The 25382-nt window shown below is 47.9% G+C and carries 22 protein-coding genes; 21 read left to right on the plus strand and 1 reads right to left on the minus strand.

What is annotated here, in order from left to right:
• Positions 1 to 6: 6 nt before the first annotated feature.
• From ACFQ0N_RS02065 to ACFQ0N_RS02130, 14 genes are all read left to right on the plus strand, one after another.
• Positions 7 to 1014, plus strand: coding sequence for a glycosyltransferase family 4 protein (locus ACFQ0N_RS02065; protein ID WP_379322680.1), 1008 nt, complete (start codon positions 7 to 9; stop codon positions 1012 to 1014).
• Positions 1015 to 1157: 143 nt separating this feature from the next.
• A complete protein-coding gene (locus ACFQ0N_RS02070; RefSeq protein WP_379322681.1) occupies positions 1158 to 2474 on the plus strand; it encodes a nucleotide sugar dehydrogenase in 1317 nt (438 codons plus the stop codon).
• A gap of 161 nt (positions 2475 to 2635) precedes the next feature.
• The gene (locus ACFQ0N_RS02075) at positions 2636 to 3442 is read left to right on the plus strand and encodes a glycosyltransferase family 2 protein (protein ID WP_379322682.1); all 807 of its coding nucleotides are present in this window, start codon (positions 2636 to 2638) and stop codon (positions 3440 to 3442) included.
• 28 nt (positions 3443 to 3470) lie between these two features.
• On the plus strand, positions 3471 to 4535 hold the full coding sequence (locus ACFQ0N_RS02080; RefSeq protein ID WP_379322683.1) for a glycosyltransferase family 2 protein: 1065 nt from the start codon (positions 3471 to 3473) through the stop codon (positions 4533 to 4535).
• 18 nt (positions 4536 to 4553) lie between these two features.
• The gene (locus tag ACFQ0N_RS02085) at positions 4554 to 5282 is read left to right on the plus strand and encodes a glycosyltransferase family 2 protein (protein WP_379322684.1); all 729 of its coding nucleotides are present in this window, start codon (positions 4554 to 4556) and stop codon (positions 5280 to 5282) included.
• 30 nt (positions 5283 to 5312) lie between these two features.
• Positions 5313 to 6035, plus strand: coding sequence for a sugar phosphate nucleotidyltransferase (locus tag ACFQ0N_RS02090; RefSeq protein ID WP_379322685.1), 723 nt, complete (start codon positions 5313 to 5315; stop codon positions 6033 to 6035).
• Complete coding sequence (locus tag ACFQ0N_RS02095) at positions 6032 to 7144, plus strand: CgeB family protein (RefSeq protein WP_379322686.1); 1113 nt, start codon at positions 6032 to 6034, stop codon at positions 7142 to 7144. Before ACFQ0N_RS02090 ends, ACFQ0N_RS02095 begins: the two co-directional genes overlap by 4 nt.
• A 132-nt stretch (positions 7145 to 7276) precedes the next feature.
• The gene (locus tag ACFQ0N_RS02100) at positions 7277 to 8284 is read left to right on the plus strand and encodes a GT-D fold domain-containing protein (protein WP_379322687.1); all 1008 of its coding nucleotides are present in this window, start codon (positions 7277 to 7279) and stop codon (positions 8282 to 8284) included.
• Positions 8281 to 9603 (plus strand): glycosyltransferase family 2 protein, encoded by a 1323-nt coding sequence (locus ACFQ0N_RS02105; RefSeq protein ID WP_379322688.1) that lies wholly within the window; start codon positions 8281 to 8283, stop codon positions 9601 to 9603. The genes ACFQ0N_RS02100 and ACFQ0N_RS02105 overlap by 4 nt, the downstream gene beginning before the upstream one ends.
• A gap of 47 nt (positions 9604 to 9650) precedes the next feature.
• A complete protein-coding gene (locus ACFQ0N_RS02110) occupies positions 9651 to 9911 on the plus strand; it encodes a hypothetical protein (protein ID WP_379322689.1) in 261 nt (86 codons plus the stop codon).
• A 6-nt stretch (positions 9912 to 9917) separates the two neighbouring features.
• Complete coding sequence (locus ACFQ0N_RS02115; protein ID WP_379322984.1) at positions 9918 to 11117, plus strand: glycosyltransferase family protein; 1200 nt, start codon at positions 9918 to 9920, stop codon at positions 11115 to 11117.
• Positions 11118 to 11137: 20 nt separating this feature from the next.
• Positions 11138 to 12166: a glycosyltransferase family protein gene (locus ACFQ0N_RS02120; protein ID WP_379322690.1), complete on the plus strand. Its 1029-nt coding sequence runs from the start codon at positions 11138 to 11140 to the stop codon at positions 12164 to 12166.
• A gap of 33 nt (positions 12167 to 12199) precedes the next feature.
• Positions 12200 to 13333 carry a DegT/DnrJ/EryC1/StrS family aminotransferase gene (locus ACFQ0N_RS02125; protein WP_379322691.1) on the plus strand — a complete coding sequence of 378 codons (1134 nt, stop codon included), beginning with the start codon at positions 12200 to 12202 and terminating at the stop codon, positions 13331 to 13333.
• Entirely contained in the window at positions 13330 to 14505 is a 1176-nt protein-coding gene (locus ACFQ0N_RS02130) for an ATP-grasp domain-containing protein (RefSeq protein WP_379322692.1), read from the plus strand. The genes ACFQ0N_RS02125 and ACFQ0N_RS02130 overlap by 4 nt, the downstream gene beginning before the upstream one ends.
• A 121-nt stretch (positions 14506 to 14626) precedes the next feature.
• Here ACFQ0N_RS02130 and ACFQ0N_RS02135 read toward each other — a convergent pair whose 3' ends face one another.
• Positions 14627 to 15505: a helix-turn-helix domain-containing protein gene (locus ACFQ0N_RS02135; protein ID WP_483874976.1), complete on the minus strand. Its 879-nt coding sequence runs from the start codon at positions 15503 to 15505 to the stop codon at positions 14627 to 14629.
• A 205-nt stretch (positions 15506 to 15710) separates the two neighbouring features.
• On the opposite strand from ACFQ0N_RS02135, the gene ACFQ0N_RS02140 reads away from it, so the two are divergent.
• The 7 genes from ACFQ0N_RS02140 (at position 15711) to ACFQ0N_RS02170 (ending at position 25381) form a co-directional block, all read left to right on the plus strand.
• Entirely contained in the window at positions 15711 to 16853 is a 1143-nt protein-coding gene (locus ACFQ0N_RS02140) for an ROK family transcriptional regulator (protein WP_379322694.1), read from the plus strand.
• A gap of 172 nt (positions 16854 to 17025) precedes the next feature.
• On the plus strand, positions 17026 to 18402 hold the full coding sequence (locus tag ACFQ0N_RS02145; protein ID WP_379322695.1) for an extracellular solute-binding protein: 1377 nt from the start codon (positions 17026 to 17028) through the stop codon (positions 18400 to 18402).
• Positions 18403 to 18491: 89 nt separating this feature from the next.
• A complete protein-coding gene (locus tag ACFQ0N_RS02150) occupies positions 18492 to 21434 on the plus strand; it encodes an extracellular solute-binding protein (RefSeq protein WP_379322696.1) in 2943 nt (980 codons plus the stop codon).
• 36 nt (positions 21435 to 21470) lie between these two features.
• On the plus strand, positions 21471 to 22421 hold the full coding sequence (locus ACFQ0N_RS02155; RefSeq protein ID WP_379322985.1) for a carbohydrate ABC transporter permease: 951 nt from the start codon (positions 21471 to 21473) through the stop codon (positions 22419 to 22421).
• Entirely contained in the window at positions 22421 to 23293 is an 873-nt protein-coding gene (locus ACFQ0N_RS02160) for a carbohydrate ABC transporter permease (protein ID WP_379322697.1), read from the plus strand. The genes ACFQ0N_RS02155 and ACFQ0N_RS02160 overlap by 1 nt, the downstream gene beginning before the upstream one ends.
• A 5-nt stretch (positions 23294 to 23298) precedes the next feature.
• A complete protein-coding gene (locus tag ACFQ0N_RS02165; RefSeq protein WP_379322698.1) occupies positions 23299 to 24780 on the plus strand; it encodes a gluconolactonase in 1482 nt (493 codons plus the stop codon).
• On the plus strand, positions 24761 to 25381 hold the full coding sequence (locus ACFQ0N_RS02170; protein ID WP_379322699.1) for a Yip1 family protein: 621 nt from the start codon (positions 24761 to 24763) through the stop codon (positions 25379 to 25381). The genes ACFQ0N_RS02165 and ACFQ0N_RS02170 overlap by 20 nt, the downstream gene beginning before the upstream one ends.
• Position 25382: the final 1 nt, after the last annotated feature.

Raw genomic sequence — 25382 nt, forward strand, 5'->3', positions numbered from 1 at the left:
TGAACAATGAGAGTGCTTCATCTGCCGGTCGGCAGGCAAATGATTGAAATGTGCGCTGCCCTTCGCGATATCGGCATAGATGCCACTGCATGCCATTTTCGTGATCGAAATCAGAATTATGACTTGTGCCTTCATTTAGAGAAACATTCTGGAAGAGAGCGAAAGAAGCTGCGAGAGAAGTTTCTGAAGGAAGCATGTGAGAAATACGATGTTTTCCATTTTCATTTCGGCCAAACGTTTTATAAAGACCGTTCTGACCTGGAATATCTCAAAAAGCGCGGAAAAAAGCTGGTGGTCCAGCACCGCGGATCCGATGTTCGGATGCTTTCCATCGCTAAAGCTGAAGGAAGCGCAGGGGTACGCGTAAAAGGCGGGAGAAGAAGAGAGGAACGGGAAATCGTCAAGAAATTAAAAGAATTATCGCAATATATCGATCATGCGATCGTTGCCGACCATGAACTGCTCTCCTATATAGAAGGCCGCTATAAGCATATCCACCTTCTGAGGCAGTTTATTACATTGGATAAATTTCCCTTCTCTCCTCCGTCTGCGAACAATCGAAAGCCTTTAATTATTCATGCTCCAACCAATGACTATTTGAAGGGGACGGAATATGTCATTCAAGGGATCGAACGGCTGCGCAGGAAAGGGCTCGACTTTGATTTCAAAATTATTACGAATGTAAGCCATAAAGAGGCGATCAAGGAATACCAAAAAGCTGACATTATCGTCGATCAACTATTGCAAGGTTCTTTCGGGGTTGTAAGCCTTGAAGGGATGGCGCTTGGAAAACCGGTCATATGTTACGTCCGGGACAGTATGATTAAACGTTATCCTCCCGGACTTGCCATCGTCAACGCCAATAAAGACACATTTTACGATGTGTTGAAGAAGCTGGTTAAAAAACCGGAGTTAAGAAGAGAAATTGGTATTTCCGGAAGAGAATATATTGAAAAGTATTATGACTCCCGCCAGCTTGTCTTGGAATTGGAATCCATATATAAAAGTCTTTAACCGCCTGACATGATATGGCCCGATGTCTATTTTTCCATTTTAATCTGAAAATTGTTGGTTGTATCCACTCCAAACGGTTTATATCAGCATAAGATATCACTATGATTTCATTTAGAATGGAAAGGTTGAGGTGAAGATAGACCATGAGTCGTGTGATAGGCGTTATTGGCTTAGGCTACGTAGGGCTGCCTTTGGCCCTTGCATTCATTCAGCAAGGCTATTCGGTAATAGGAGTGGATGTAAACGAGCAAAAAATAAAAACATTGCACAGCAAAAAAAGCTATTTGCCTGATGTTTCCGATGAAGCCGTACACATCTCAATCACCGGGAAAAAGCTGATCGCCACATCAAATTACGCCCGATTGACAGAAGCAGAAGCCGTTATTTTATGTGTACCTACTCCATTAACTGCCAATCATACGCCGGATTTATCGTATCTGCTGCAAGTTGGGGCCGCTTTAAGTAAAGTACTTAGACAAGGGCAGCTTATTATTCTTGAAAGCTCGACGTATCCCGGAACGACAAGAGAAGTCCTGATGCCGCTGCTCGAACAAGGCGGGCTGAAGGTCGGTAATGATATTTATTTAGGCTATTCTCCTGAACGTATCAATCCGGGAAACCCGAATTATACGATGGAAATAATACCGAAAGTTGTCAGCGGGATAACCGAACAATGTACGGATAAAATATTAGAATTGTACGCTACGGTGTTTTCAGAAGTGATCCCGGTTTCTTCGCCGGAAGCCGCAGAATTGACAAAATTACTGGAAAATTCGTACCGATTCGTAAACATTTCATTTATCAATGAATTTGCCATGCTATGCGATCAGTTAAATATTGATATTTGGGAAGTCATTACAGCAGCCAAAACAAAGCCATACGGATTCTCGGCATTTTATCCCGGACCAGGGGTCGGAGGTCATTGCATTCCCGTTGATCCTCTTTATTTGCAATGGAGTGCAAACCGTCGCGGAGCAAATAGCAAATTTATCGAGTATTCCCAAGCTATCAATCTATCGATGCCGAATTATATTGTGGAGCGAGTAAAGGATTGCCTCGGTGACGCTACTCTTGCAGGGAAATCTATCCTAGTAATCGGAGTATCCTACAAACGAAATATCGACGATGTGCGCGAATCAAGCGCTTTGAATCTGATGACTTTGTTTATGCAGGAAGGAGCCACAGTTTTGTATCATGATCCGTATGTTCCAGAAGTGACGATCGGCGACTGTCGGTTGAAAAGCGAGGAGCTGAGCGCACAGAATTTGGCGGTTGCGGATTGCGTAGTCATCGTTACAGACCATTCTCAGCTGCCGCTTCAATTGATTCTTGACCATGCGCGTCTGGTATACGATACGCGGGGAATGACCCGAGGGTATGAAGGCAAAGCCCGGGTTGTACGATTGGGGAGCGGATTGCAGGAGCAGCGGAGCGTTCATTTTCTTGAACATGGCCAGTAATAGTAATAAAGAGGATTAGCAGCGGTTGAATTCTGCTCATCCTTTTTTTTTACCAGGGTTAGACATCTATCCTTCGGGTACGAATGCCGTTGCAGTTAAACGACTTATACATAGAATAAAAGTAGCAATCTTTATTAAATTTTACTAGGCAGGTGAGAAACATGCCGAGACGAGGTTATGCGAGTCCTCGAAATAGAAAGAAGGCGAGGGGATACTTGTTCAGGATTAGAAACGCAGCAGCCCCCAAGGTTTCTGTTATCATCCCTGCTATGAACGAAAGGAGAACGATCGCGGCCGTCATTCGTCAAGCGTATCGGGTACATCCCGAGACGGAGGTCATCGTCGTCGCCAACGGTTCTACGGACGGAACGGCGGAGCTGGCGCAGAAAATCGGGGCTAAAGTGATCCGCTTTGCGCATCCCTTAGGCCACGACGTGGGCCGAAGCGTCGGTGCCAAAGAGGCCAAGGGCGACATTTTACTGTTTACGGATGCCGATATTGTGATTCCGACCCGGGATTTTGTACCTTTGACGAAAGCCGTGGAAGGCGGCGTAGACGTGGCATTGAACAAGTATTTGGGGCCGATCGGCAGGCACCATGTTCACAGTGTTGTGCTTGCCAAGCATACGCTAAATTTATTCGTCTCGAATCCCGCCCTCAAAGGCACTTCCTTGACAACAATTCCGCATGCGATGAGCCGTCAAGCGAGAGATTTGATAGGAGCCGAAAACTTGGCTGTCCCTCCGAAAGCTCATGCTATAGCCGTATATAGCGGGTTGAATGTGCGCGGTATCCACTATGTGGATGTGGGTAGGAGAAACCCGAGAAGAGGCAGAACAAAGGGCAACGATCCGCTTGAAAAATTGATAGTCGGCGACCATCTGGAGGCGCTGGACTGGGTGATCTCGAAGTCCGATATACGGGGAAACCGGTCCGATCTTGGGCGAAACAGAGAGAGCGTGTGGTGATGGAAAAGTGAATAGGAAGCCAAGACGAATGGTAAGAGCAGCGTCAAACAAAAAAAAATCGTTCATCAATCGAAATGGCCGCAAATTTGGGACTCGGAAGTTCAAGAAGCCTTCAGCCGGAGCGGCTGACTTTTGGAGTGCGAGAGCTTACACGGCTGGCTATCTTGCCGCATCTGCCGAAGGAACGCCAAAGACGGAAGAAACCGATCCGTTCAGGAAAGTGAATGCGCTCTGGAACCGCTGGTACCATTCCAATAAACATCTGCCATGGAATGCTTACCATACTGCTGCCGCGAAGTTTATAGAAGGATATTGCAAGCATGCAGGAGGATATTTCGGAAACGGGGTGTTGCTGCCGACAGACAAAACAGTAGCGGCAATTGTTACCGTCATGAATGAGAAAGACACCATTCCAAGTGTGCTCGAACAGCTGCATCGACTGCCATTGCATGAAATGATTTTTATCGTCAATGGATCTACGGACGAAAGTTTCGAAATGCTCCGAAATCAGTCCCGGGCGACAATTGTCCATTACCACCATGCTTTAGGACACGATGTCGGGAGAGCGATCGGGGCAAAGTTGGCCGAATCCGAAATATTACTTTTCCTTGATGGCGATTTTCCGGTATTCGCTGAGCATCTCTTACCTTTCATTGCTGCTATCGGGCAAGGGGCGGATATTGCCTTAAACAATATTTCCCCCTACATCGGTCTATTCTCCAATAGAGACGATGTGACAATAGTGAAGGAATTTATAAACCGCTCGATGGCCAGAGCGGATCTCGGTGCTAATTCGCTTACCGCAATCCCGCATGCGATGAAGAAACAAGCCGCACAATTAATCGGATATGCCAATCTGGCCGTACCTCCAAAAGCGCAGGTGCTTGCCATTCAGCAAGGGTTGAAAATAAATTCGCCGGCCAGTGTGGACGTAATATCAACAAACCGGCAGCGGAAGCGAAATGTTGGGCGGAGTAATGCCGTCTCTGAACTGATCATCGGCGATCATATTGAAGCGCTGAAAACGGCTTTTGATATGAGAGGGCCGCGGATGTCGTTTCCAGACCGAATCAGAAATCGGCAGCTAACCTAGCATTAGAAGGTGGACGGTATGAAAAAGACGAGTATTATTATCCCGACTTATAATGGGAAAGACCTGCTCAAAGATTGCTTGTATTCGATCAAACGGCATACGAATGAACCGCATGAAATCATTGTCGTCGATAACGGTTCAACCGACGGTACAGTCGACCTGTGCCGGCAGGAGGGGGTTACCTTCATTTCGCTGGCGGGCAATTCCGGCTTTCCTGCCGCTTGCAACATGGGGCTGAAAATTGCCTCCGGCGACTCGCTTCTGTTATTAAATAACGATGTCATCGTTTCGCGTAACTGGCTAAAAAACATGTTGAAATGTCTTTATAGCCGGGCTGAGATCGGCATTGTCGGACCGCTGACCAATTATGCAAGCGGCCAGCAGCAGATTGATATGCCTTATACTAATTTGGAGGAAATGGCTGAACAGCTGAATAAGTCGGATGCTAAAAAGTGGCGGCAAGCGAATCGGGTCGTCGGGTTATGCTTCCTGTTCAAGCGAGAGGTAATGGAGCGAATCGGACTATTGGACGAACGCTTTTCTCCCGGTCATTTCGAAGACGACGACTACTGTTATCGAGCGAGGAACGCGGGGTATACGCTGAGGATAGCGGGGGATGTATTCGTTTTTCATCATGGCAGTGCCAGCTTCAACCGCCAGGACGAGGGTATTGTAAAGCAACTCGTTGAGAGCAATCGGCATAAATTTATTGATAAATGGGGGATCGACCCGATCAACTATGTTTAGGGGGATTTTGCAGAAAGGAAGGATGGTTATATGAAGGGCGTCATACTGGCCGGAGGCACAGGCACAAGACTTTATCCGTTAACAAAAATAATAAACAAACATCTGCTTCCTGTCGGAAAGGTTCCGATGATCTGTCACGGCTTGGAAAAGTTCCGGAAGGCTGGCATAGAAGAGCTGCTTATCGTCATCGGCAAACATTCTGCAGGCATGTATACGGAGCTGCTGGGGAGCGGGCAGGAATGGGGGGTTAACATCACTTATAAAATTCAGGAGGAAGCGGGCGGGATCGCTCAAGCTTTGTCTCTTGCCGAACCGTTGATCAAAGCAGATGAAAAGTTCGTTGTTCTTTTAGGAGACAATTTATTCGAGGATTCTTTGGCAGCATTCGTCCAGTCTTTTCAAAAACAGGCGGAGGGTGCCCGGGTACTTCTGAAGAAAGTTCATGACCCGCGGAGATATGGAGTTCCAATTTTAAAGGAAGAGAAAATATTGCTGATTGAAGAAAAACCGCTACAACCGAAATCCGATTATTGTGTAACGGGCATTTACATGTATGATGCCGGCGTGTTTGATATCATTCGGTCGATCAAGCCATCGGGCCGCGGCGAGCTGGAGATTACGGACGTAAATAATGTTTATGCGGCCAAGGGGCAGCTTGCCTATGATATTTTGGACGGCTGGTGGACGGATGCAGGTACATTCCGGTCTCTTTATCAAGCAAGCAGCCGACTGTTGGGCGGGCCGTCCAAATGAATAGGCCGCTAATGTTGGATGATGAAATGGCGAGGAAAGCGGGACATGAAGCAGGATTTCGGGCGGGACACATTGATGGATACCGGATGGGATTCTGCGATGCCGTCATGCGCGGACAATCTGTGGCCGCAGAGCCTGTTAAGGATATCCATATCCTCTACGTCACGGCAGGCATCGGCGTTCCGTATCCGGCGCTCGATGAGGCGGTGATAGACGGTTTGAGAGGTTTGGTTCGGGCGGTAACGGTTGCCAATCCTTCTGAAGATGTCGCCGCATTGGCCGGGAAATTTCAACCGGATCTTGTGCTCGTGCTGAACGGAGTGGTTTTGCCTGCCGATCAAGTCAACCAGCTGCGGCAGAGCGGAATTAAAACCGCTGTCTGGTTTACCGACGATCCTTATTATACAGACTGGACCATTTCGATAGCGCCCCGATACGATTACATTTTTACGCTTGAATTAAATTGTGTGCCTTTTTACCGCAAGTTAGGCTGTGAGCATGTTTACTATCTCCCATTCGCCGTCAATCCGAATGTATTTCATCCGAAACATGTGCCGGCTTCCTATCAATCCGATATTTGTTTTATTGGTACAGCTTTTTGGAATCGTGTCGAGTTAATCGATCGCCTGGCCCCTATTCTGATGAATCGAAAAGTAGTAATCGCAGGCTGGTGGTGGGATCGGCTGCAAAACTATTCCCTGTTATCCGATAAAATCAAGCTCGGCGACTGGATGACCCCTGAAGATACAGCAAATTATTATAATGGCGCCAAAATTGTAATCAATCTTCATCGTTCTGTCGATGACTACACAATCAATTCAAACGGCAGAAGAATAGAGGCGCTTTCCGTCAATCCCCGCACCTTTGAAATATCCGGCTGCGCGACGCTTCAGCTGTCGGATATTCGTCAGGATATGAGCAATGTATATGTCCCCGGTAAGGAAATCGGCACATACGTCTCTCACGATGAACTGATCGAGAAGATTGATTATTACTTGCAGCATGAAGAAGAGAGACAGAAGATCGCTTTGAACGGAATGAGCAGAACGAGACGGGATCATACCTATCATAAACGTTTGAACACTATGCTAAGCATTATTTTTCCTTGACGATTCAAGAAAAATGGATGGTTATACCTGTTTCCTAACCTTTTCTAAAGAATATATTGATTTAACTGAGATGGGGTGGTTACCATTCGGCGGCGACGCAATTATAGACGTGGTTCTCCCAAAAGAAGAAGGATGTCGCTCAAAAAGCCGCTGGCCAAGCGTTCAAATCTGCAGAAGACGATGGCTCAAGCGGCAGTTTCATATAATCAGGGTTACGACGCCGGCTATGACGATGCCTTATTGAAAATGGCCCAATCTCCCCAACCGGCCCAATCTCCCCAACCGGTCCAAACAGTACCTGTAGTCAGGGAAGCCCGGAATAAAACCTCTGATCTCGATTACAAAAAGGGGCTTTATGATGGAGGAGAGGGGATCGTAGACTCCATTCTTCCCGATATGGATATACTTCCCGAGATTTCGGTGCACCAAATTATTGAAGCCGGGATAGCGGCAATGCATTCCCGGTTCCATACACTTCTTGGCGCACCGGAAGTGAACGGAGAAATCATGATTGCTTTGGATACGGGAGCGCCATTATCGGTTACTCGTCTGGGAGACGGAGAGTTGTTGACGCTGGCTCAGGATGTGGTGATGAGTATGGAACAAATCCGGAAAGAAGGCCATTTTCTCAATTATGCCGGCATTCAACTGCCCGATCTTGCCGCGAGAGATCAATTGGTAGAAGCGATACGAAAAGCGGATATTGTAGGCATCCCCAAATTAAGACTGCCCAACTTTCAACCCCTTGCTTTTGCCGTATTCAAAGCCCATGGCATCGATTATCGGCAATTGCGGCTCACTTTATCGACAATCAACTATGAGCTGCATACGGCAGGCTTGTTCCGAGGCATGCTTGCAAACCGCCGTGTTCTGGTTGTGGGCAATTCAGCTCCCGGGCTTTCCTATGTTCTGGTAAACAGCGGCATTGATGTGACGGGCGTTGTTGCCCCTGTGGAAGGCATGCATGATATCGCGAGAGTAATGAGGGAAATCGCGGTTCGCAATTTTGATATCGCGCTTGTCGGCGCGGGCATTCCTGCCGTCGTCATCGTACAACGGATTGCTTCCGAGCTCGGCAAAGTTGCGATTGACTTCGGACATCTAGCCGATTCATTCGTGAATGGAGAGTCAACCTTATGAGTAAGATGGCGTATCGAAGAGACGGGTACAATGACGGATTTGCCAAAGGTTATAACAAGGGATACGAGGATGGTTTCAGTGCCGGGCGAGATGCGGGAGCAGCCAGATTTTCAACCCCATTTGCAGGCACGAGTATTATTATACCAACTTACAATCAGTTAGAGTATCTACAAGAGTGCATTGAAAGTATTACCAAGCATACCCTGGAGCCTTACGAATTGATCGTGATCGACAACGCTTCAGATGACGGAACAGCGGCGTATCTTCAAGCTACTCGCACAATCCGCTACTGGGTGAATAAAGAAAATTTAGGATTTGCGGGCGCTGTAAATCAAGGGCTTATGTTGGCGAGGGGGACAACATTGCTGATCTTGAACAATGATTCAGTAGTAACGCCTCACTGGCTCTCCAACTTGCTAACCTGCTTGCATAGCAATCCGCAATTCGGAATTGTCGGTCCTGTGACGAATTACATTAGCGGGGAACAATTAATTGAAACCAACTATTCGGATATAGCAGAAATGCAGAAATTCTCAGAAGCGTACAATCGATCCAACACTAGCCGTTGGACCCCCACATCAAGGTTAACCGGATTTTGCATGCTGCTCCGGCGTGAAGATTTCAGGCGATTAGGTTATTTTGACGAAGGGTTTGAGATCGGCAACTGTGAAGATGACGACTACGGGCTGCGTGCCCGGCTTCTGGGCTTGCAACTGGTCATCGCTAAAGATACTTTTATTCATCATTATGGCAGCGTGAGCATGAAATCGTTAAATGGCGGATTCGATCAGGTGTATGAAAAGAATCTTGCATTTTATGCCAATAAATGGGCTGATCCTCATGGAATGCTATCTCTTGCATGGCAAAGAAACAAGAAAGGTTATCGAACAAGCGATTTTTATCCAACTTGTGTAATTGTGCGGGGACCGGGACCGGAAGTCTATTGGCTGGAAAACGGAAATCGTTACCCGATAAATGGCAGCGGAGGCGTTCAAGCTGTTCGCGTTTCCCAGGTCGACTTGCACAATTGGCAGCTCGGCGAAGCCATCCCAGTCGAGGAAGTGAAGCGCCGGATAAACGCGCTTTATGCATCTTCAGGGGATCACTTGGATGCCGAAGGCAGGCTTATTAGACTGCCAGACGGCGCAGTTTGTCAGTATAAAGGGGGAAAGATGCGCCGGTTCATCAATAAGCACGCATTATCATTCTGGAAACTTGACCATTATGAAGCGCGGCATGTCGCGGAGCAGGAGCTGCATAAATATAAGGAGGGTCCTCCCCTTATCTCCCCTCCAGTAATCAAGGCTGATAATATTTAGGCTCCACAAGCAAGCTTTGTTGCGAAAACTTTTAGGAGGCGTGAGCCATGATCAAACGTAAAAGAAGCGGCGCTAAGTCGTCAAAATTACGCGGAAAGACGACAAAAGGCAGAAGAGCGTTAACGAAGATTAGAAGAGGGAAGAGACGGATAGGCCGCAGAGGTGTCCAAAGAACGCCGGTCCAAAAAACCGGTTCCTACAATGAAGCTTATGATGCGGGGTTTGATGCAGCTTACAATGAAGGATTTAACGTCGGCTATGCCGCGGGTATGGAAGCTGGCCATCAAGACGCATATAAAGGAGATTGATAGGTGATGCCTTTAAGGAAAAAAAGTCGATCCAGGAAAAGCAAAAAGCGGCGTTCTATTCGGCTAAGCGCATACCGGAAGGGTCATATAGACGGTTTTGAGCGAGGAAAGCAGGACGGCTTCGAGAAAGGACGCGCCGATGCTGCGAAGAGGGCAGAAACCGCCGCAGCTGCGGCGGTCCCAGTACCCGAACATCCGGCTGCGGATGTTCTTGTCATCTCGGCCGGCATCATTCCATCGCTTGAGATCGGCGTCATTCAACCATTAGATGGCCTGAAAAAACGCGAGAATTTGCGCTATGATGTGAAGCTGGAAGATGACGTCAGCCATGAGATGATAGCGGCGGCAGATACGATTATTTTTGTACGCAATGTCGAACCTGCAGCCTTTATGCTGCTGGAACTCGCACAGAAGCTTGGAAAACGGACTGTCTATGTCATCGATGACAATTTCCTGGAGATTAAGCCGACAACGCCAGTCGGCGAGTATTATTCCGACCCGGTCCGCAGGGAGACTTTCATCAAGTTTTTACAAACCGCGCACATCGTTAAAGTGGACGCTCCTGAACTTGGCGCCTATATTCATGACCGGTTTAATAAAAATGTTGTTTATTTCCCGGCCAGCGTCGATTTTGATTGGCTTGATGAACAGAAGCAAAGTGACCGGGATGATGAACAAATTGTAATCGGCTATGAAGGAGGAAATAAAGAGGAGGATTTTGCTCCTGTTATTCCGGCTCTGAACAAGATACTCGATTACTATGGCGGATTTGTCCGGCTGGAATTTTTCGGCTATGTCCCCGCTTCGTTAGCCGATCATCCTAGCGTTAAATATGAAGAAGGGGGCATGGAGTATAAAGAATTCATGAAAAAGCTAATTCGCTGCAATTGGGACATCGGCATTGCTCCTCTTGACAACAATTCGTTTAACAAGAGCAAAACGAATAACAAACTTCGCGAATACGGAGCTTGCCGAATTCCCGGCATCTATTCCAATTCTCCCGTTTATGCTTCTTGGGTTGCCCAAGGCGAAACAGGCTACCTCGTTCCCCATACCGAAAAAGGATGGTACGAAGGAATCAAAGCGATGATTGAAAATCCGGCGATGCGGCTGCGGATTAGGGAAAATGCGGAAATGGCGGCAAGACAGCACTTTTCTTTGCATACTTGCATGGACAACTGGAAGAAATTCATTTTTAAATCGTAGGCTGGAAGGAGAAACGAACAATGGGTGGAAGAGGGGATATAAACGTACTCGTCATCGGCTCAGATCGAATTCCTTCTTATAAGATCGGAATAGAGCAACCGCTCCGTCATTTGCAGAAAAGCGGCGTTTGCCGATTTGATGTCAGGCCTGATGATGACGTGCACTTATCGAGACTTGCCGCAGCAGATATTGTCATCTTTTTTCGCACGGTTCAATCTGAAGCCTATAAATGTCTTGAACTGGCCCGCGAGATGGGAAAAAAGACGGTCTATGTCATCGACGACCATTTTATGGCGATGTCTCCCGCTTCTGATATGGGGAGATATTATCATGAGCCAAACAAGCGAAAAACGTATGTGAAATTTTTGAAAAACGCTCATATCGTGAAAGTCGCCTCGGGATTTTTTGCTAAACATTTGGAGACGCATTTTAGTCTGAATAAAGTGGTTAATTTCCCGGGAAGCGTAGATTTTTCTTTGATTTCCGGGTTGGAGAAGGACAGGAAGCATGCGGATAAAATTGTAATCGGTTATGAAGGAGGCAGAAAGCAAGCTGCCTTTGATCCGGTTATTCAAGCGCTCAGCGGTATCATTCAAACCTATGGAGATAAAATCAGAATTGAGTTTTTCGGTTATGTTCCAGAAGAACTTGCAGGTAAACGGCAAGTATCATTTAAGGAGCATGATGCGGATTATGCCAGCTTTCTGAAACGTCTTTTTCGGTCAAAGTGGGATATCGGTCTGGCTCCTTTGGAGCATTCGCTGCTGCACGATTGCAAGACGAATAATAAGTTTCGCGAATATGCCGCTTGCCGGATTCCGGGCATTTATTCCACTGCTCCGGCCTATGAGGACTGGGTCAAGCACAAAGAAAACGGATTGCTTGCTTCGGGAACGGCGGAAGACTGGTACGAGGCGATGGTGGAGTTAATCGAACAACCGGAGCTGCGGCAGAAAATTGTCGAAAATGGGGAAAGAACGGCAAGGGAAAACTTTTCGGTGGAAGTTTGCGCCGATCGATGGCGAACACAAATTTTTATGTCTGAATAGCATTGTGCTGGACAAAGAAAGGGGAAATTATACTTGGAGCATAAACTAATACCTGTTCTACAGCCGAGTATCGGTCAGGAGGAAATTGATGCCGTAACGGAAGTTTTGCGTTCCGGATGGCTTGGCCTCGGACCGAAGACAGAGCAGTTTGAACGCGAATTTGCCAATTTTGCGGGCACCCGTTTCGCGGTTGGGCTCAATTCGGCAACTGCTGCGCTTCATTTGGCATTGGAAATTCTGGGTATTGGACCGGGAGACGAAGTCATTGTGCCGTCAATGACCTTCGTATCCTCTGTCCACGCCGTCAGCTATGTGGGCGCCACACCGGTTTTTGCCGATATTGAACCAGATACGATGAATATTTCGGTAGCGGACATTGAGCGTAAGATTACGGATAAGACGAAAGCGATCATTGCTGTCCATATGGCCGGTCACCCTTGCGATATGGACGCGATCCATGAATTGGCGCAAGCGAAAGGAATCAAGGTCGTGGAGGATGCCGCCCATGCCTGCGGTGCGGAATATAAGGGCCGGCGTATCGGATCGGTCAGTGAAGTGACCTGCTTCAGCTTCCATGCTGTCAAAAATTTGACAACCGGGGAAGGAGGAGCGATTACCTGCAATGCAGAGTGGATGAATAGGAAACTTCGGGAGAAACGGTGGGTCGGAATTTCCCGTGACACGTGGATGCGAACGACGCATGAAAAAGTTTATGCATGGCAATATTTTGTCGATCAAATCGGATACAAATATCATATGAACGATGTACAAGCGGCAATGGGCATCGTACAGTTGAAAAAACTGGATCAGTTGAACGGGAGGCGCAGAGAAATTGCCAAGCGTTACAAAGCGGAGCTGAAGGATCTGAAATGGTTGGAGCTTCCGCCGGAGCTTCCGTATGCCCACAGCGCTTGGCACTTGTTCCAAATCAAATTTCGTGAAGCCAGCCACAGAGATCGCATGATTACCCATCTGCAGGAACATAATATCGCTTCAGGTGTTCATTACTACCCCTGCCATCTTCACCCCTGCTATATTCATTTAAAAGCAATTGTCCCAGTATCCTCTGAAATATGGAAAAGAATTCTTACCCTGCCCATTCATCCGAATGTAACGGATGCAGATCTCGATCGGATCATTAGCCGCATTAGGGAGTTTAAGCCATGAAAAAGCTAATGATATTGGGGGCGGGTATCTCTCAGCTGCCATTAATCAAAACAGCGAAACAAATGGGATTGAAGGTCGTTGTCATAAGCCGACAAGGAAACTACCCGGGCTTTGCTGCGGCAGATAAGGTATATTATGAGGATACAACGAACGCAGATAAAATTGTGGAAATCGCCCGGATGGAGCAAATTGATGGAATATGTACGACAGGTACAGATGTGGCGGTCAGATCGATTGGTAAAGTTGCAGATACACTCGGGCTGAGCGGAATAAGTTATGAGTCTGCTCAGCTCTCGTCAAATAAATGGGAAATGAAACAGGCTTTTATGGAGCAAGGCGTAAGAACGGCGAAATTTGTAAAAGTGAGTACGAAAGAGGAGGCTTATCACGCCTTCAAAACCTTGTCGCCGCCTCTGATCTTTAAAGCGGTAGACAGCGGAGCAAGCAAAGGAATTGTAAGGGTCTCGGATGCTGCACAAGTGGATTATGCATTTGACGAAGTTAGGAAAGTAACGAAGTTGAATTTTTTTATCGTCGAGGAGTTTATTGAAGGGACCGAGTTTGGAGCGCAGGCATTCGTTTACGATAACAAAATTCAGTTTATGATGCCGCATGGCGATATTATGTTTTATGGAGACGCCGGAGTGCCGGTCGGTCATTACGTACCCTATGAGTTGCCTGATCAAGTAACTGCAGATATTCAATTTCAATTAGATCAGAGCATTCATGCTTTACGATTGAATAACTGCGCGATTAACGCAGATTTTATTTTGAAAGATCAACATGTGTATGTACTGGAGATTGGGGGAAGGGCAGGAGCGACATGCTTGCCTGAACTTGTGTCCACCTATTACGGCTTCGATTACTATGAACAGATGATAAGGGCGGCGCTGCATATGAACCCGGTCTTTCCGCTGCATTCTTCTACGCCATGTGCATGCGAGCTGCTCATCGCCGAGAGGGACGGAGTGATTGTACAGCAGCTGAATAGTAATGAGCCTTCGGAAGACATCATTCAGGTTTCGTTTGATTACGAAATCGGAGAAACAATCCGTAAGTTCAAGGTTGGGACAGATCGGATCGGTCAGATCATCATCAAAGGAAGCCGAGTGGACGATGTTTTAAAAAGATTAGGAAAAATAAAAGAAAATGTAAAAATAACATTAATATAACAATTTACGGCTGGAGGCTACAGCGTATAATCTAAGCTCAAGCCGCTAGCCTTTGATCGTCGACGCTCGGGAACCATTCCTGTGCCGCGGGTGATTATCGTTAACAAGCAGGTCCTGCAGATTATAAATCCGCAGGACCTCTTCTTATTTTGGAGGGGGCAACCTTTTTATACGTTTTGAACAGGCGGCTGAAATAATAGATGTCGTTGAAGCCGGTCGCATGGGCGATTTCGGAAATGCTCATTGAGGTGTTGCGCAGCAAATATTCGGATTTGTTGATCCGTACAAAGTTGACATAATCGGATACCGTTTTGCCGGTCAACTCTTTAAAGAGGCGGCTGAAGTAGAAGCGGCTCATATTCATTTGCTTGGCCAGATCGTCGACATTGATTTTGTTTGAATAATTTTCTTCAATATATTGATAGATCGGGTCGAAGCGTTCCAGATTTTTAACCCGCAACTGGTATTCGCTCGGATCAAGCAATCTGACGATATATTTGCGCAGCAAAATGGTCAGCAGCCGGTACAAATAGGATTTGACGGCCAACTCGTAGCCGAATTCACGGTTTTCAAATTCTTCAATTAACGAAGAGATGCAGCCGTTAACATCGCTATCTTTGGAAATCTTGTTTTGAAAAGAAATGCGGTTTTGGGTGATCGGTGTAATATATTTCATTTCAACAGCGTCGACAGAATGACTATGCAGGAGCGAGGTATCTGCAATAATCGCATAATAGAACAAATTTTCCGATAGGCTGATCCCGTGGTGCAAATCTGTGCTGTTCAAGACGATTAAATCTCCGGCTTTTACATGCATTTGCTCCGAATTGCATTCAATCATCGCTTCACCTTCAATGAAGAAAAGAAACTCAATATGTTCATGCCAGTGATGATGAAACAAAATCGCGCCATACTCATTAAAGGGGGTACGGTGGATTTTGATCGGGAAATACGGGTCCGGCATGTCCATCGGTTCGCGGAAGGGCAGTATCTTTTTCAAAATTTTCACCTCAAAGCGCACAATAGTAAAATCAAGCAGTGTTATAAATCTATTCTACGTCTAAATAGTAGCAGAGGGAAGCAGAAAAGGGAACGATTTCTCAGTTTAATTAATTTACTGTACAAATTAATTATTGGCAAATATAATACGGGTAAAGAAGGCATGAAAGTGTTTACATTTCAGAGTGTCGAGGGGGATGAATTTCATGAAGCACCTTAGAGGCAACGTTCATTTGATGAAAGAGATCAATCGCTCGACGATACTCGGGCTGTTGCATCGGGAAGTTACGCTTTCGCGGGCGGAAATCGCCAAAACAACAAACTTAAGCCCTGCGACGATCTCTTCTTTAGTCGAGGAACTGATTGCAGAAGGCTTTATTGAAGAAACGGGCGAAAAAGCATCGACCGGAGCAGGCAGGAGAGCGATTGCGCTGCAAATTAACCGCAACAAAGGATTTGTCATCGCGATCAGCCTGTCTAATAAACAAGTCAGTTGCATGCTCTGCAATTTCTACCGCGAGCCGATTGCGCGCTTGGATCTTCCTGCTGTCAAAGGCAATGATCAGGTATTCGACGTAATCGTCCATAGCTTGCATCAGCTGATTGAAAAATCGGGATTGACAGACTTTTCACGAATTAAAGGGATTGGCATTGCCCTGCCCGGTATTGTGGAAGAGTCAAGCGGAACAATTGCGTATTCGCTCTTTTTGGAGCTGGAAAATTTCCATCTCAAAGAACGGCTAAGCGAGCGTTTCAATGTCCCAATTCATGTAGTGAACGATGTGAACGCCGCTGCTTTTGCGGAATACTACTTAAAAACGCGATTTGATGTGAAAAATGTGTTGTATATTTCGATTCGCGACGGGATTGGCGCTGGTTTAATTTTGAACGGCCAAATTTACTCTGGATTCCGGGGAATGGCCGGGGAAGTGACAACGATGCGCGATCCTATGCTGTCCACACCGGGATGTCTGGCCAAAATACGCAACCGTGCGCTAAGACGGGGCCATATGCCGCTTCCAGAAACGATAGCTGATGCGCTGGAATTGTATGAGCAGGGAGTGCCGTGGGTGGTGCAGGCGTTGAAACGATCGTTGTTTCTCATTGGCAAAGGCATTGCCGATCTCATTAATTTCATCAGTCCGGATCAGGTAGTTTTGGATGGATGGTATCTCCAATCCCCGAAATGTATGCAAATCATTCGGGCGCATATTCGCACCTTTACCGTTCCGCCGGCTTATGAAGACGAGCTTATCATAAACGCTTTAATCGGTGAGGATAATGTGGTGATCGGGACTGCTACGCTAATGATTCACAAGCTGTATCAAGAGAAGGTGTCACTGTTGTAGCAACGCTAACGGCATGTGAGGATATTACTCGAGGGAGGTGAGGCCGGCTACAACCGAATTGCACGATCAGGCGCTAAATCTTGAACGTAAAACAAGCGTTATTTAGGCAAACGGGAAAATCATGCTGTTATACTGTAATTCAATTAAAAGGGATTGAAAGGGAGGTTCACTCATGAAAAAAGTGAAAGGGCTTTTAACGGTATCTCTGATTTTTGCCATTGTTTCTACACTTGCTGCTTGCAGCAGCGGCAATAATGGCGGGAATAAGTCATTAAATAACAATTCGCCAGCCGATACCGGTAAATCGGGCAGCGAGAATAAGGAATCCGTTTCCAATGAAAAGGAACCGGAAGAAGCAGCGATCGATCTTGGCGGGCGCACGATACGTATTGCCGCCTGGTGGGATGAAAGGCCGCAGCCGGAAATGAAGGATGAGCTGGCGCGCATCGATGAAGTTGAAAAAAAATATAATGTAAAATTCGAGTTTTTGAATGTTCCGCGCGAGGAATATTTGAGTAAGTTTACGACTACGGTGCTTGCCGGAGAACCGTTTGCCGATATCGTCTGGCTGGGCTACAATTGGGCCCTTCCTGCAGCGCTGAACGGTCAATTGCTAAAGGCGGAGGAATTTACGTCACCGGAAAACGACATCAACACGAGCAATGAAATTATCGCAAAGGGAGAGCAAATTCTTGGCGCCGATTATTCCTTCATTCCCGTCAGCGCTGGTGGCGGGGGCTTGGCATACAACCGCGACCTGTTCAAGAAGCTCGGTCTGCCAGATTTGCATGAAGTGGTCGCCCAAGGCGAATGGACTTGGGATAAAATGCTGGAAATCGCCAAACAAGCCACGCAAGATACGAATAATGACGGCAAGAACGACACCTGGGGGCTTTCCGGCTGGACAGATGAAATGGGACTGTTCTTAATCGCCTCCAACGGCGGACAAATTATGGATGCCAGCGCAGGGAAGCAGACGCTTGACGATCCGAAAACGGTGGAAGCCTTTGAATTTATGAACAAAATTTATAATGAAGATAAAGTAGTGAAATCGAAAACCGGCAATTTTACCGACTATAGCGAAAGCGGAGCTTTTGCCGACGGCGATGTGGCGATGGCCTATGCATGGGATTGGATGGCAAACCAGTACACCAATTTTGATTTTGGCCTTGTACCGTTCCCGAAAGGACCGCAAGGCAAGGAGTTTACATATCCGAGCTATGAAAGCTCCTGGTTCATTCCAAAAGGCGTCAAAGATCCGAAAATCGTTTACAAGCTTTACGAGGAAATCAAAACGTTGCCGAAGCTGGAGGACTACCCTGGACAAACATGGCTGGAAAAAATGTTCAAGCATCAGGAAGACATCGACACTTTGCTGTCGTTAGCGGGGAAGAAAGCGCCGCAGTTCTACTATGCTATCGATAAATATCCGTACGGAAACGTCGTTTATGAAACGATTAAGGATCGTAAATCGGTTTCTTCGACGATCGAAAAATATAAGCAGCAGGCGCAGGACGCCATCGATACGGTGTATAAGCAGGCCAAATGATATGCAGAGAGGTTCCTTGGCGGTTTTGCCGGCGCGGGAATCAGGTCTGCGACGGCAAAACCGCAAACGAGCCAAAGGGAGGAGAGCGGTTGTTGTTCAGCAAAGGATTTATCGGAAAAAGCCTGATCGTCGGTTCGATCGCGGTTGTGATGCTTTTCACCGCATTGCTTCCTTTATATGGCAAATCGCATGCCGCATATGTGGCAAACAATACGGCAGCTGAATCGTTTGAGCTTGACGATGTGATGTACGATGCGGTTCAAGGCGGCAATTACGACGATTACCTCCGGAAGCACGCCGCCAAAGAAAGTCCCGACACTCAAGTGCTATTGCCAGCTGAAGATTATGGCGGTGCGGAGGGTATGCAGCCGGAGAAGCTTGCCGATTATGAAGGGCAAACGGGCGTTTCGGTCAGGACAGGGGAGCAAGGCTCCATCTTCTGGGATGCCGAGGTGGAACAGGAGGGAATGTATCGGATCGCTATTCAATATTATCCCGTGGAAGGAAAAAGTTCATCGATACAGCGGGCATTGTTGATTGACGGCGAAGTGCCTTTTTCCGAAGCGGCTCAGCTTGAGTTTCACCGCGTATGGGGCAATGCCCGCGACAGCATTGCCCAGGATGACAATGGCAACGACTTGCGGCCCGAGCAGGCCGAGCATCCTTCCTGGCAGGAGGAAGTCTTGAAAGACGCCCAAGGCTTTCATGAAGAGCCATTCGCCTTTTACTTTTCCAAGGGGCGGCATCGGATAACGCTCATCTCGCAGCGCGAGCCTATGGTCATCGGGCAAATCAAGCTGTTGCCGGTTCATGTCCCATTACCATATGAACAGTTGAAAGCTTCTTACGATCCGCAGGATCGGGATGCAGCACAAGGAACGATGCTGGAAATTCAAGGCGAGCGGCCTTTAGCAACTTCATCCCCAACGTTATATCCGCTATCAGATCGTTCCAGTCCAGCCGTGACCCCCTATAATGCCGCCAAAATCAAGATCAACACCATTGGGGGCAACAACTGGCGCGTGCCCGGCGAGTGGATCGAATGGAATGTTGATGTACCCAAAACCGGTTTGTACAAAATCGGATTGCATGTGAAGCAGAACCTGCTCAGAGGATTGAACTCGACTAGGATTTTGCGTATAGATGGGGAAATCCCGTTTAAGGAGGCCGCCAACCTGAAGTTTGCTTACGGGAACGATTGGCGTCTCGAAGTGCTCGGGAGAACGGAAGAGCCTTATCTGTTTCACTTGACTGAAGGCAAGCATGTCTTGCGTTTGGAAGTCGCATTGGGCGACATGGCACCCTCCATCAGAAAAGCGGAGCAAAGTTTGCTGCAATTGAATGAGGCCTACCGCCGTATTTTGATGATCACGGGCTCTATTCCCGATCCGATGCGCGACTACCAGCTGGAGAAAAAGCTGCCTGGGCTGCTCGATACGTTCCAGGAAGAAAGCGACAGATTGAAGGCGGTTTCAATCGAGCTTGAACAGCAAACAGGCAAACGAAGCGACAAGCAGGCGGTACTGGAAACGCTGGCCGACCAGCTGGCCGATTTTACCGAGCGTCCCGAGACGATTCATAAGAGACTCGATTCATTCAAAGCGAATATCGGCGCGCTTGGCACATGGATGTTGAGCGTGAAAGAGCTTCCGCTTGAGATCGACTCCATTTACATTGCATCGCCTTCAGATGAGTTTCCGGCCAAGGGAGCCTCGTTTTGGGCAAAGCTGCTGCATATGCTGATTCAGTTTTTCATGTCCTTTGTGATTAATTACGATGAAATCGGGAAAGTGACAGACGGTTCGGCATCTAAATCGATCACTGTATGGATCGGCAGCGGACGCGATCAGGCGCAAGTCATTCGATCCATGTTGGATGATTCTTTTACGCCAGAAACGGGAATCAAGGTTAACTTGAAGTTGATTCAGATGGATGTCCTATTACCGGCAACCGTGTCAGGCGAGGGACCGGATGTTGCGATGAATGTCGATAATAGCATACCTGTCAATTTCTCAATGCGTCAGGCGGTAGCGGATTTGTCTGGTTTCCCGGGATTTCAAGAGGTGGCGAAGCGTTTCCGCAGCAGTGCAATGGTGCCGTTTCAATACGAAAAAGGCTTCTATGCGCTGCCCGAAACGCAAACGTACAATATGTTGTTTTACCGCAAAGATATTATGAAGGAACTGGAACAGCAAGTGCCGCAGACGTGGCAGGAGCTTGCCGGCCTCATTCCTGTGCTCGGCAAAAGGCATATGGAATTCGGCCTCCCGCAGCCGGTTGCTTCCGCTCCGGGCATGGCTGGCCAAAATCTGGAGCCGAATGCGATGTTCGCCATGCTGCTGCTGCAGAACAACGGCGAGTTTTACGCTGATGGCGGCAAGCTGTCCGCGCTCGATTCGGAGACGTCAATGCGGGCTTTCCGGCAGTGGACGGAATATTACACAGATTACCGGCTGACGCCGGAATATGATTTTGCCAACCGTTTCCGCACCGGAGAAATGCCGATCGGAATAGCCGACTTCACCATGTACAACCAGTTGGCCGTTTTCGCCCCGGAAATTCGCGGTTTATGGGGCTTTGTTCCCGTGCCGGGAACACGGCTCAAAGATGGCACGATCCGGCGGGATGTACCGGGCGGGGGAAGCGCGGTCATGATGATGAAGCAAGCGAAAGACAAAGAGGCGGCGTGGACCTTTATGCAATGGTGGACGAGCGAAGCAGTGCAAACGAAATTCGGCCGCGAGATGGAAGGGCTTATGGGAGCCGCAGCCCGTTATCCTACGGCAAATCTGGAAGCCTTTAACCGTTTGCCGTGGCCGGTAGAGGATTATAAGCAATTGTCTGAGCAGTCCCAATGGGTGCAGGGTATTCCGGAGGTGCCTGGCGGGTACTTCACAGGAAGACATCTGATCAATGCCTTTTATTCAGTGATCAATAATGGAGTCGAGCCACGGGAGGCGCTGGAAGAATCGGTGCAGTACATTAAAGCGGAAATGAAACACAAACGCAATGAGTTTAATTTACCAGAATAATAAAGGGAGGCTTTCGATGTGCAACGCGGTACCCCGATGTTGAATGAGGTACATGAAACCGCAGCCGCCTTGCCGGTTCGCCCGCCGCTTTGGCGCCGTATCCTCCAGGACTTAAAGCGGAACAAGCATTCTTATTTGCTAATGAGTCCATATTATGTCTTGTTTTGCCTGTTTACAGTACTGCCGGTTGTCATTTCAATCGTCATCAGCTTCACTTATTTTAATTTGCTGGAATTTCCGAGATGGATCGGCTGGCAAAACTATACTCGGCTTTTTCTCGATGACGACGTTTTTCTGATCGCCTTGAAAAATACGATATTATTTGCCGTCATTACCGGACCGGTCAGTTATTTGGCTTGTTTCCTGTTCGCGTGGATGATCAACGATCTGGGACCGAAAGTGCGCTCACTGATGACACTTATCTTTTTTGCGCCATCCATTTCAGGGAACATTTACTTTATTTGGCAAACTATTTTTTCTGGCGACCGCTATGGCATTTTAAACGGTTTCCTGCTCAAGTTCGGGTTTCTTCAAGAACCAGTGCTATGGCTGAAAGAAGAGAAATATATGCTGGCGATCATTATTCTTGTGCAGCTATGGCTTAGTTTGGGAACGGGATTCCTTGCTTTCATCGCCGGCCTGCAGACGGTGGATAAAACGCTTTATGAAGCCGGGGCGGTGGACGGAGTCAGAAACCGCTGGCAGGAGCTTTGGTATATAACGCTGCCGTCGATGAAGCCGCAGCTGATGTTCGGTGCGGTCATTCAAATTACGACCTCTTTCGCTGTCGCCGATGTGTCCATTCAAATGGCCGGTTTCCCGAGCGTGAACTACGCGGCCCAAACCGTTGTGACGCACTTGATCGATTACGGCACAATCCGCTTCGAAATGGGGTACGCATCAGCCATTGCGACAATTTTATTTGTCATGATGATCGGCGTCAACCTGTTGATTCAAAAAATGCTCCGCAAGGTAGGTGCGTCATAATGGGCAGAGCCGCGATCATCAGAATGAGGAAGAAAAGAGTTAACCGCTCGTTTTACGGCAGCCTTTCCTTATTTGTACTGCTTGCCGTCATGGGGGGATTTATGGCACTGCCCCTTCTTTATGCGATTAACAATGCCTTTAAGCCGCTGGATGAAATTTTTCTGTTTCCTCCGCGTTTTTTCGTCAGAAACCCGACAATGGATAACTTTAGCGATTTATTCAATTTGGTGTCCGGCTCATGGGTTCCTTTTACCAGATATATTTTTAATACGCTGTTTATTACAGGGCTGGGCGTTGTCGGCCACGTGCTCCTCGCCTCGGCGGCCGCTTATCCGCTTGCCAAGCATCGCTTTCCCGCCAAAAAGGCGATGTTCGGGATCGTCGTACTGGCGCTGATGTTTACGTCGCAGGTGACGGCGGTTCCGAACTATATCATTATGTCATGGCTTGGATTCGTGGACACTTATTGGGCGGTTATTATCCCTGCCTTCGCTTTTCCCCTAGGCCTCTATTTAATGAAGCAATTTATGGAGCAAATTCCGGATGCGCTGCTGGAGGCGGCCAAAATTGACGGCGCCAGCGAGTATCGGATTTTCTGGACCGTCGTCATGCCCAACGTGAGGCCGGCATGGTATACGCTGATTATTTTGCTGTTTCAGATGCTTTGGGGCACGAACGGAAACGGGTTTATTTACAGCGAGCAGCTGAAAACGTTGAACTTTGCCTTGGGACAGATCATTCAGGGCGGAATTGCCCGGGCCGGCGTTGGCGCCGCTGTGGCGTTGATGCTGATGAGCGTACCGATTACTCTGTTTGTTTTCTTCCAGAGCCGGATCATCGAAACGATGGCGACGTCAGGAATGAAGGACTAAGGAGGATGGGTGCGTTGAAGAAAAGAATCGTATGGCTGCTGCTTGCTATGTTTCTGACCGGCCTTTCGAGCCCTCTTTTCACAGAAATTGGGGTTTCAGCCCCTTACGAAAGCTACAACTACGACTATTGGAAAAATGATGTAAAGTCACCAGCGCCTTATTTACCCAAAGGGGAGGTTACAGGCCGCTCGCTTGGCATCGGGGATTTTAAGGAACCCCAGGATATGTGCGTGGACGCGGAAGGCAGATTGTATGTGGCGGATACCGGCAACAATCGGATCATCGTACTGGATCGGGGGGGCAAGCTGCTGAACGTCTTGACCGGCTTCGATCATAATGGGGCCAAAGACAGTTTCAATTCTCCCGGAGGCGTCTTTGTTACGCCGGAAGGAGGACTTTATGTGGCCGATACCGGCAACGGGCGAGTTGTTGTGCTGGACGAGAAAGGGCAGCTGGAAACGATCATTCAAAAGCCGGCTTCCGATGTCCTTCCGCCCGGCTTCGTTTTTGCGCCGCTCAAGGTGGGTGCCGATGAGGCCAAACGCATATATGTAGTTGCCAAAGGCGTATTTGAAGGGATTATGCAATTTGACGATCAAGGCGAATTTATCGGGTATATCGGAACGAACAGGGTCCGTCCCGATGCCGGCGATTATTTCTGGAAGATGATTTCCACGAAAGCGCAGCGCGACAAAATGGTGTTGTTTGTCCCGACGGAGTTCACCAACCTCGATCTCGACAGCCGCGGGTTCGTCTATGCGACCAACGTCGATCCGTACTCGGATGAACCGATCAAACGGCTAAATCCTTCCGGAGCGGATACGCTCAAGCGATTCGGGTATTTTCCGGTCAAGGGGGATGTCCGTTATGATTTAAGCGGATCGCTCAAGGGTCCGAGCTATTTTGTTGATATCAAAGTGACGGGCAGCGGCATGTACAGCGCTCTCGACAGCCGGCGCGGCCGCGTGTTCACATACGATCAGGAAGGCAACCTGCTGCATGTTTTCGGACAGCTTGGCGCCCAGGCCGGGACGTTTAAAGCGCCGGCCGCTATCGAGGCTTTCCGCGAACGGTTGTTTGTGCTTGATCGTATGGGCGGACGGGTACATACGTTTGAAGCAACCGACTACGGACGGGCCGTCAATCAGGCAACTGCGCTCCAATATGAAGGCAAAGACCGGGAAGCTGCCGAGATCTGGAAAGAGGTGCTGCGGCTTAATGCGAACTATGATGCCGCCTACATCGGAATAGGCAAAGCGCTGCTGCGCGAAGGCAAAAATAAAGAAGCGCTGGAATATTTCGAGCTGGGCATGAACCGGAAGTATTACGGCATTGCCTACAAACGGTATCGGAAGGAATGGATCAGGGAATATTTTGGCGTTGCGCTGACAGCATTGACTTTGCTTTCGGCTGCAGCGGTCGCTTACCGGTTTATCCGAAAATGGAGAAAAGAGAGGGGGGCGCAAAGTGAAGCAAGATTTTCTTAAGTTTCCGTTTCATTTGATCTTTCATCCATTCGACGGCTACTGGGACCTGAAGTACGAAGGAAAAGGCAGGATGAAGGTTGCGCTCTCAATTTTGCTGATGCTTGTCGCAGCCATCATCATTATGCGTCAGTATAGCGGTTTTTTGGTCAATTTCGCAGACCCGCGCAGCTTTAACAGCCTCAATGAGATGCTATATGTCCTTATCCCATTTGCATTATGGACGGTTTCGAATTGGTCCCTGACGACGCTGATGGATGGCGAAGGAACATTCCGCAATATTGTGATGGCTACGGCTTACGCTCTCCTTCCCATGATATTGATTTTTTTGCCGAGCACGCTCATCAGCAATTTCATGACTCCGCAGGAAACGAGCTTTTATTACCTGTTTCATACCGTTGCGGTGATCTGGTTTGTATGGCTCCTATTTATTGGAACGATGACTGTTCATCAATTTACTGTAAGCAAAACGTTAATTACGATGGCGCTGACGGTTGTGGTGATGGGGATCATTATTTTCCTCGGTTTGCTGTTTATCAATCTTGTTCAGCAAATGACGGACTTCGTTTTTAATCTATACAAGGAATATACGTTAAGAAACTAGG

The sequence above is a fragment of the Paenibacillus sp. GCM10027626 genome (assembly GCF_042676285.1).
Lineage (GTDB): Bacteria > Bacillota > Bacilli > Paenibacillales > Paenibacillaceae > Paenibacillus_Z.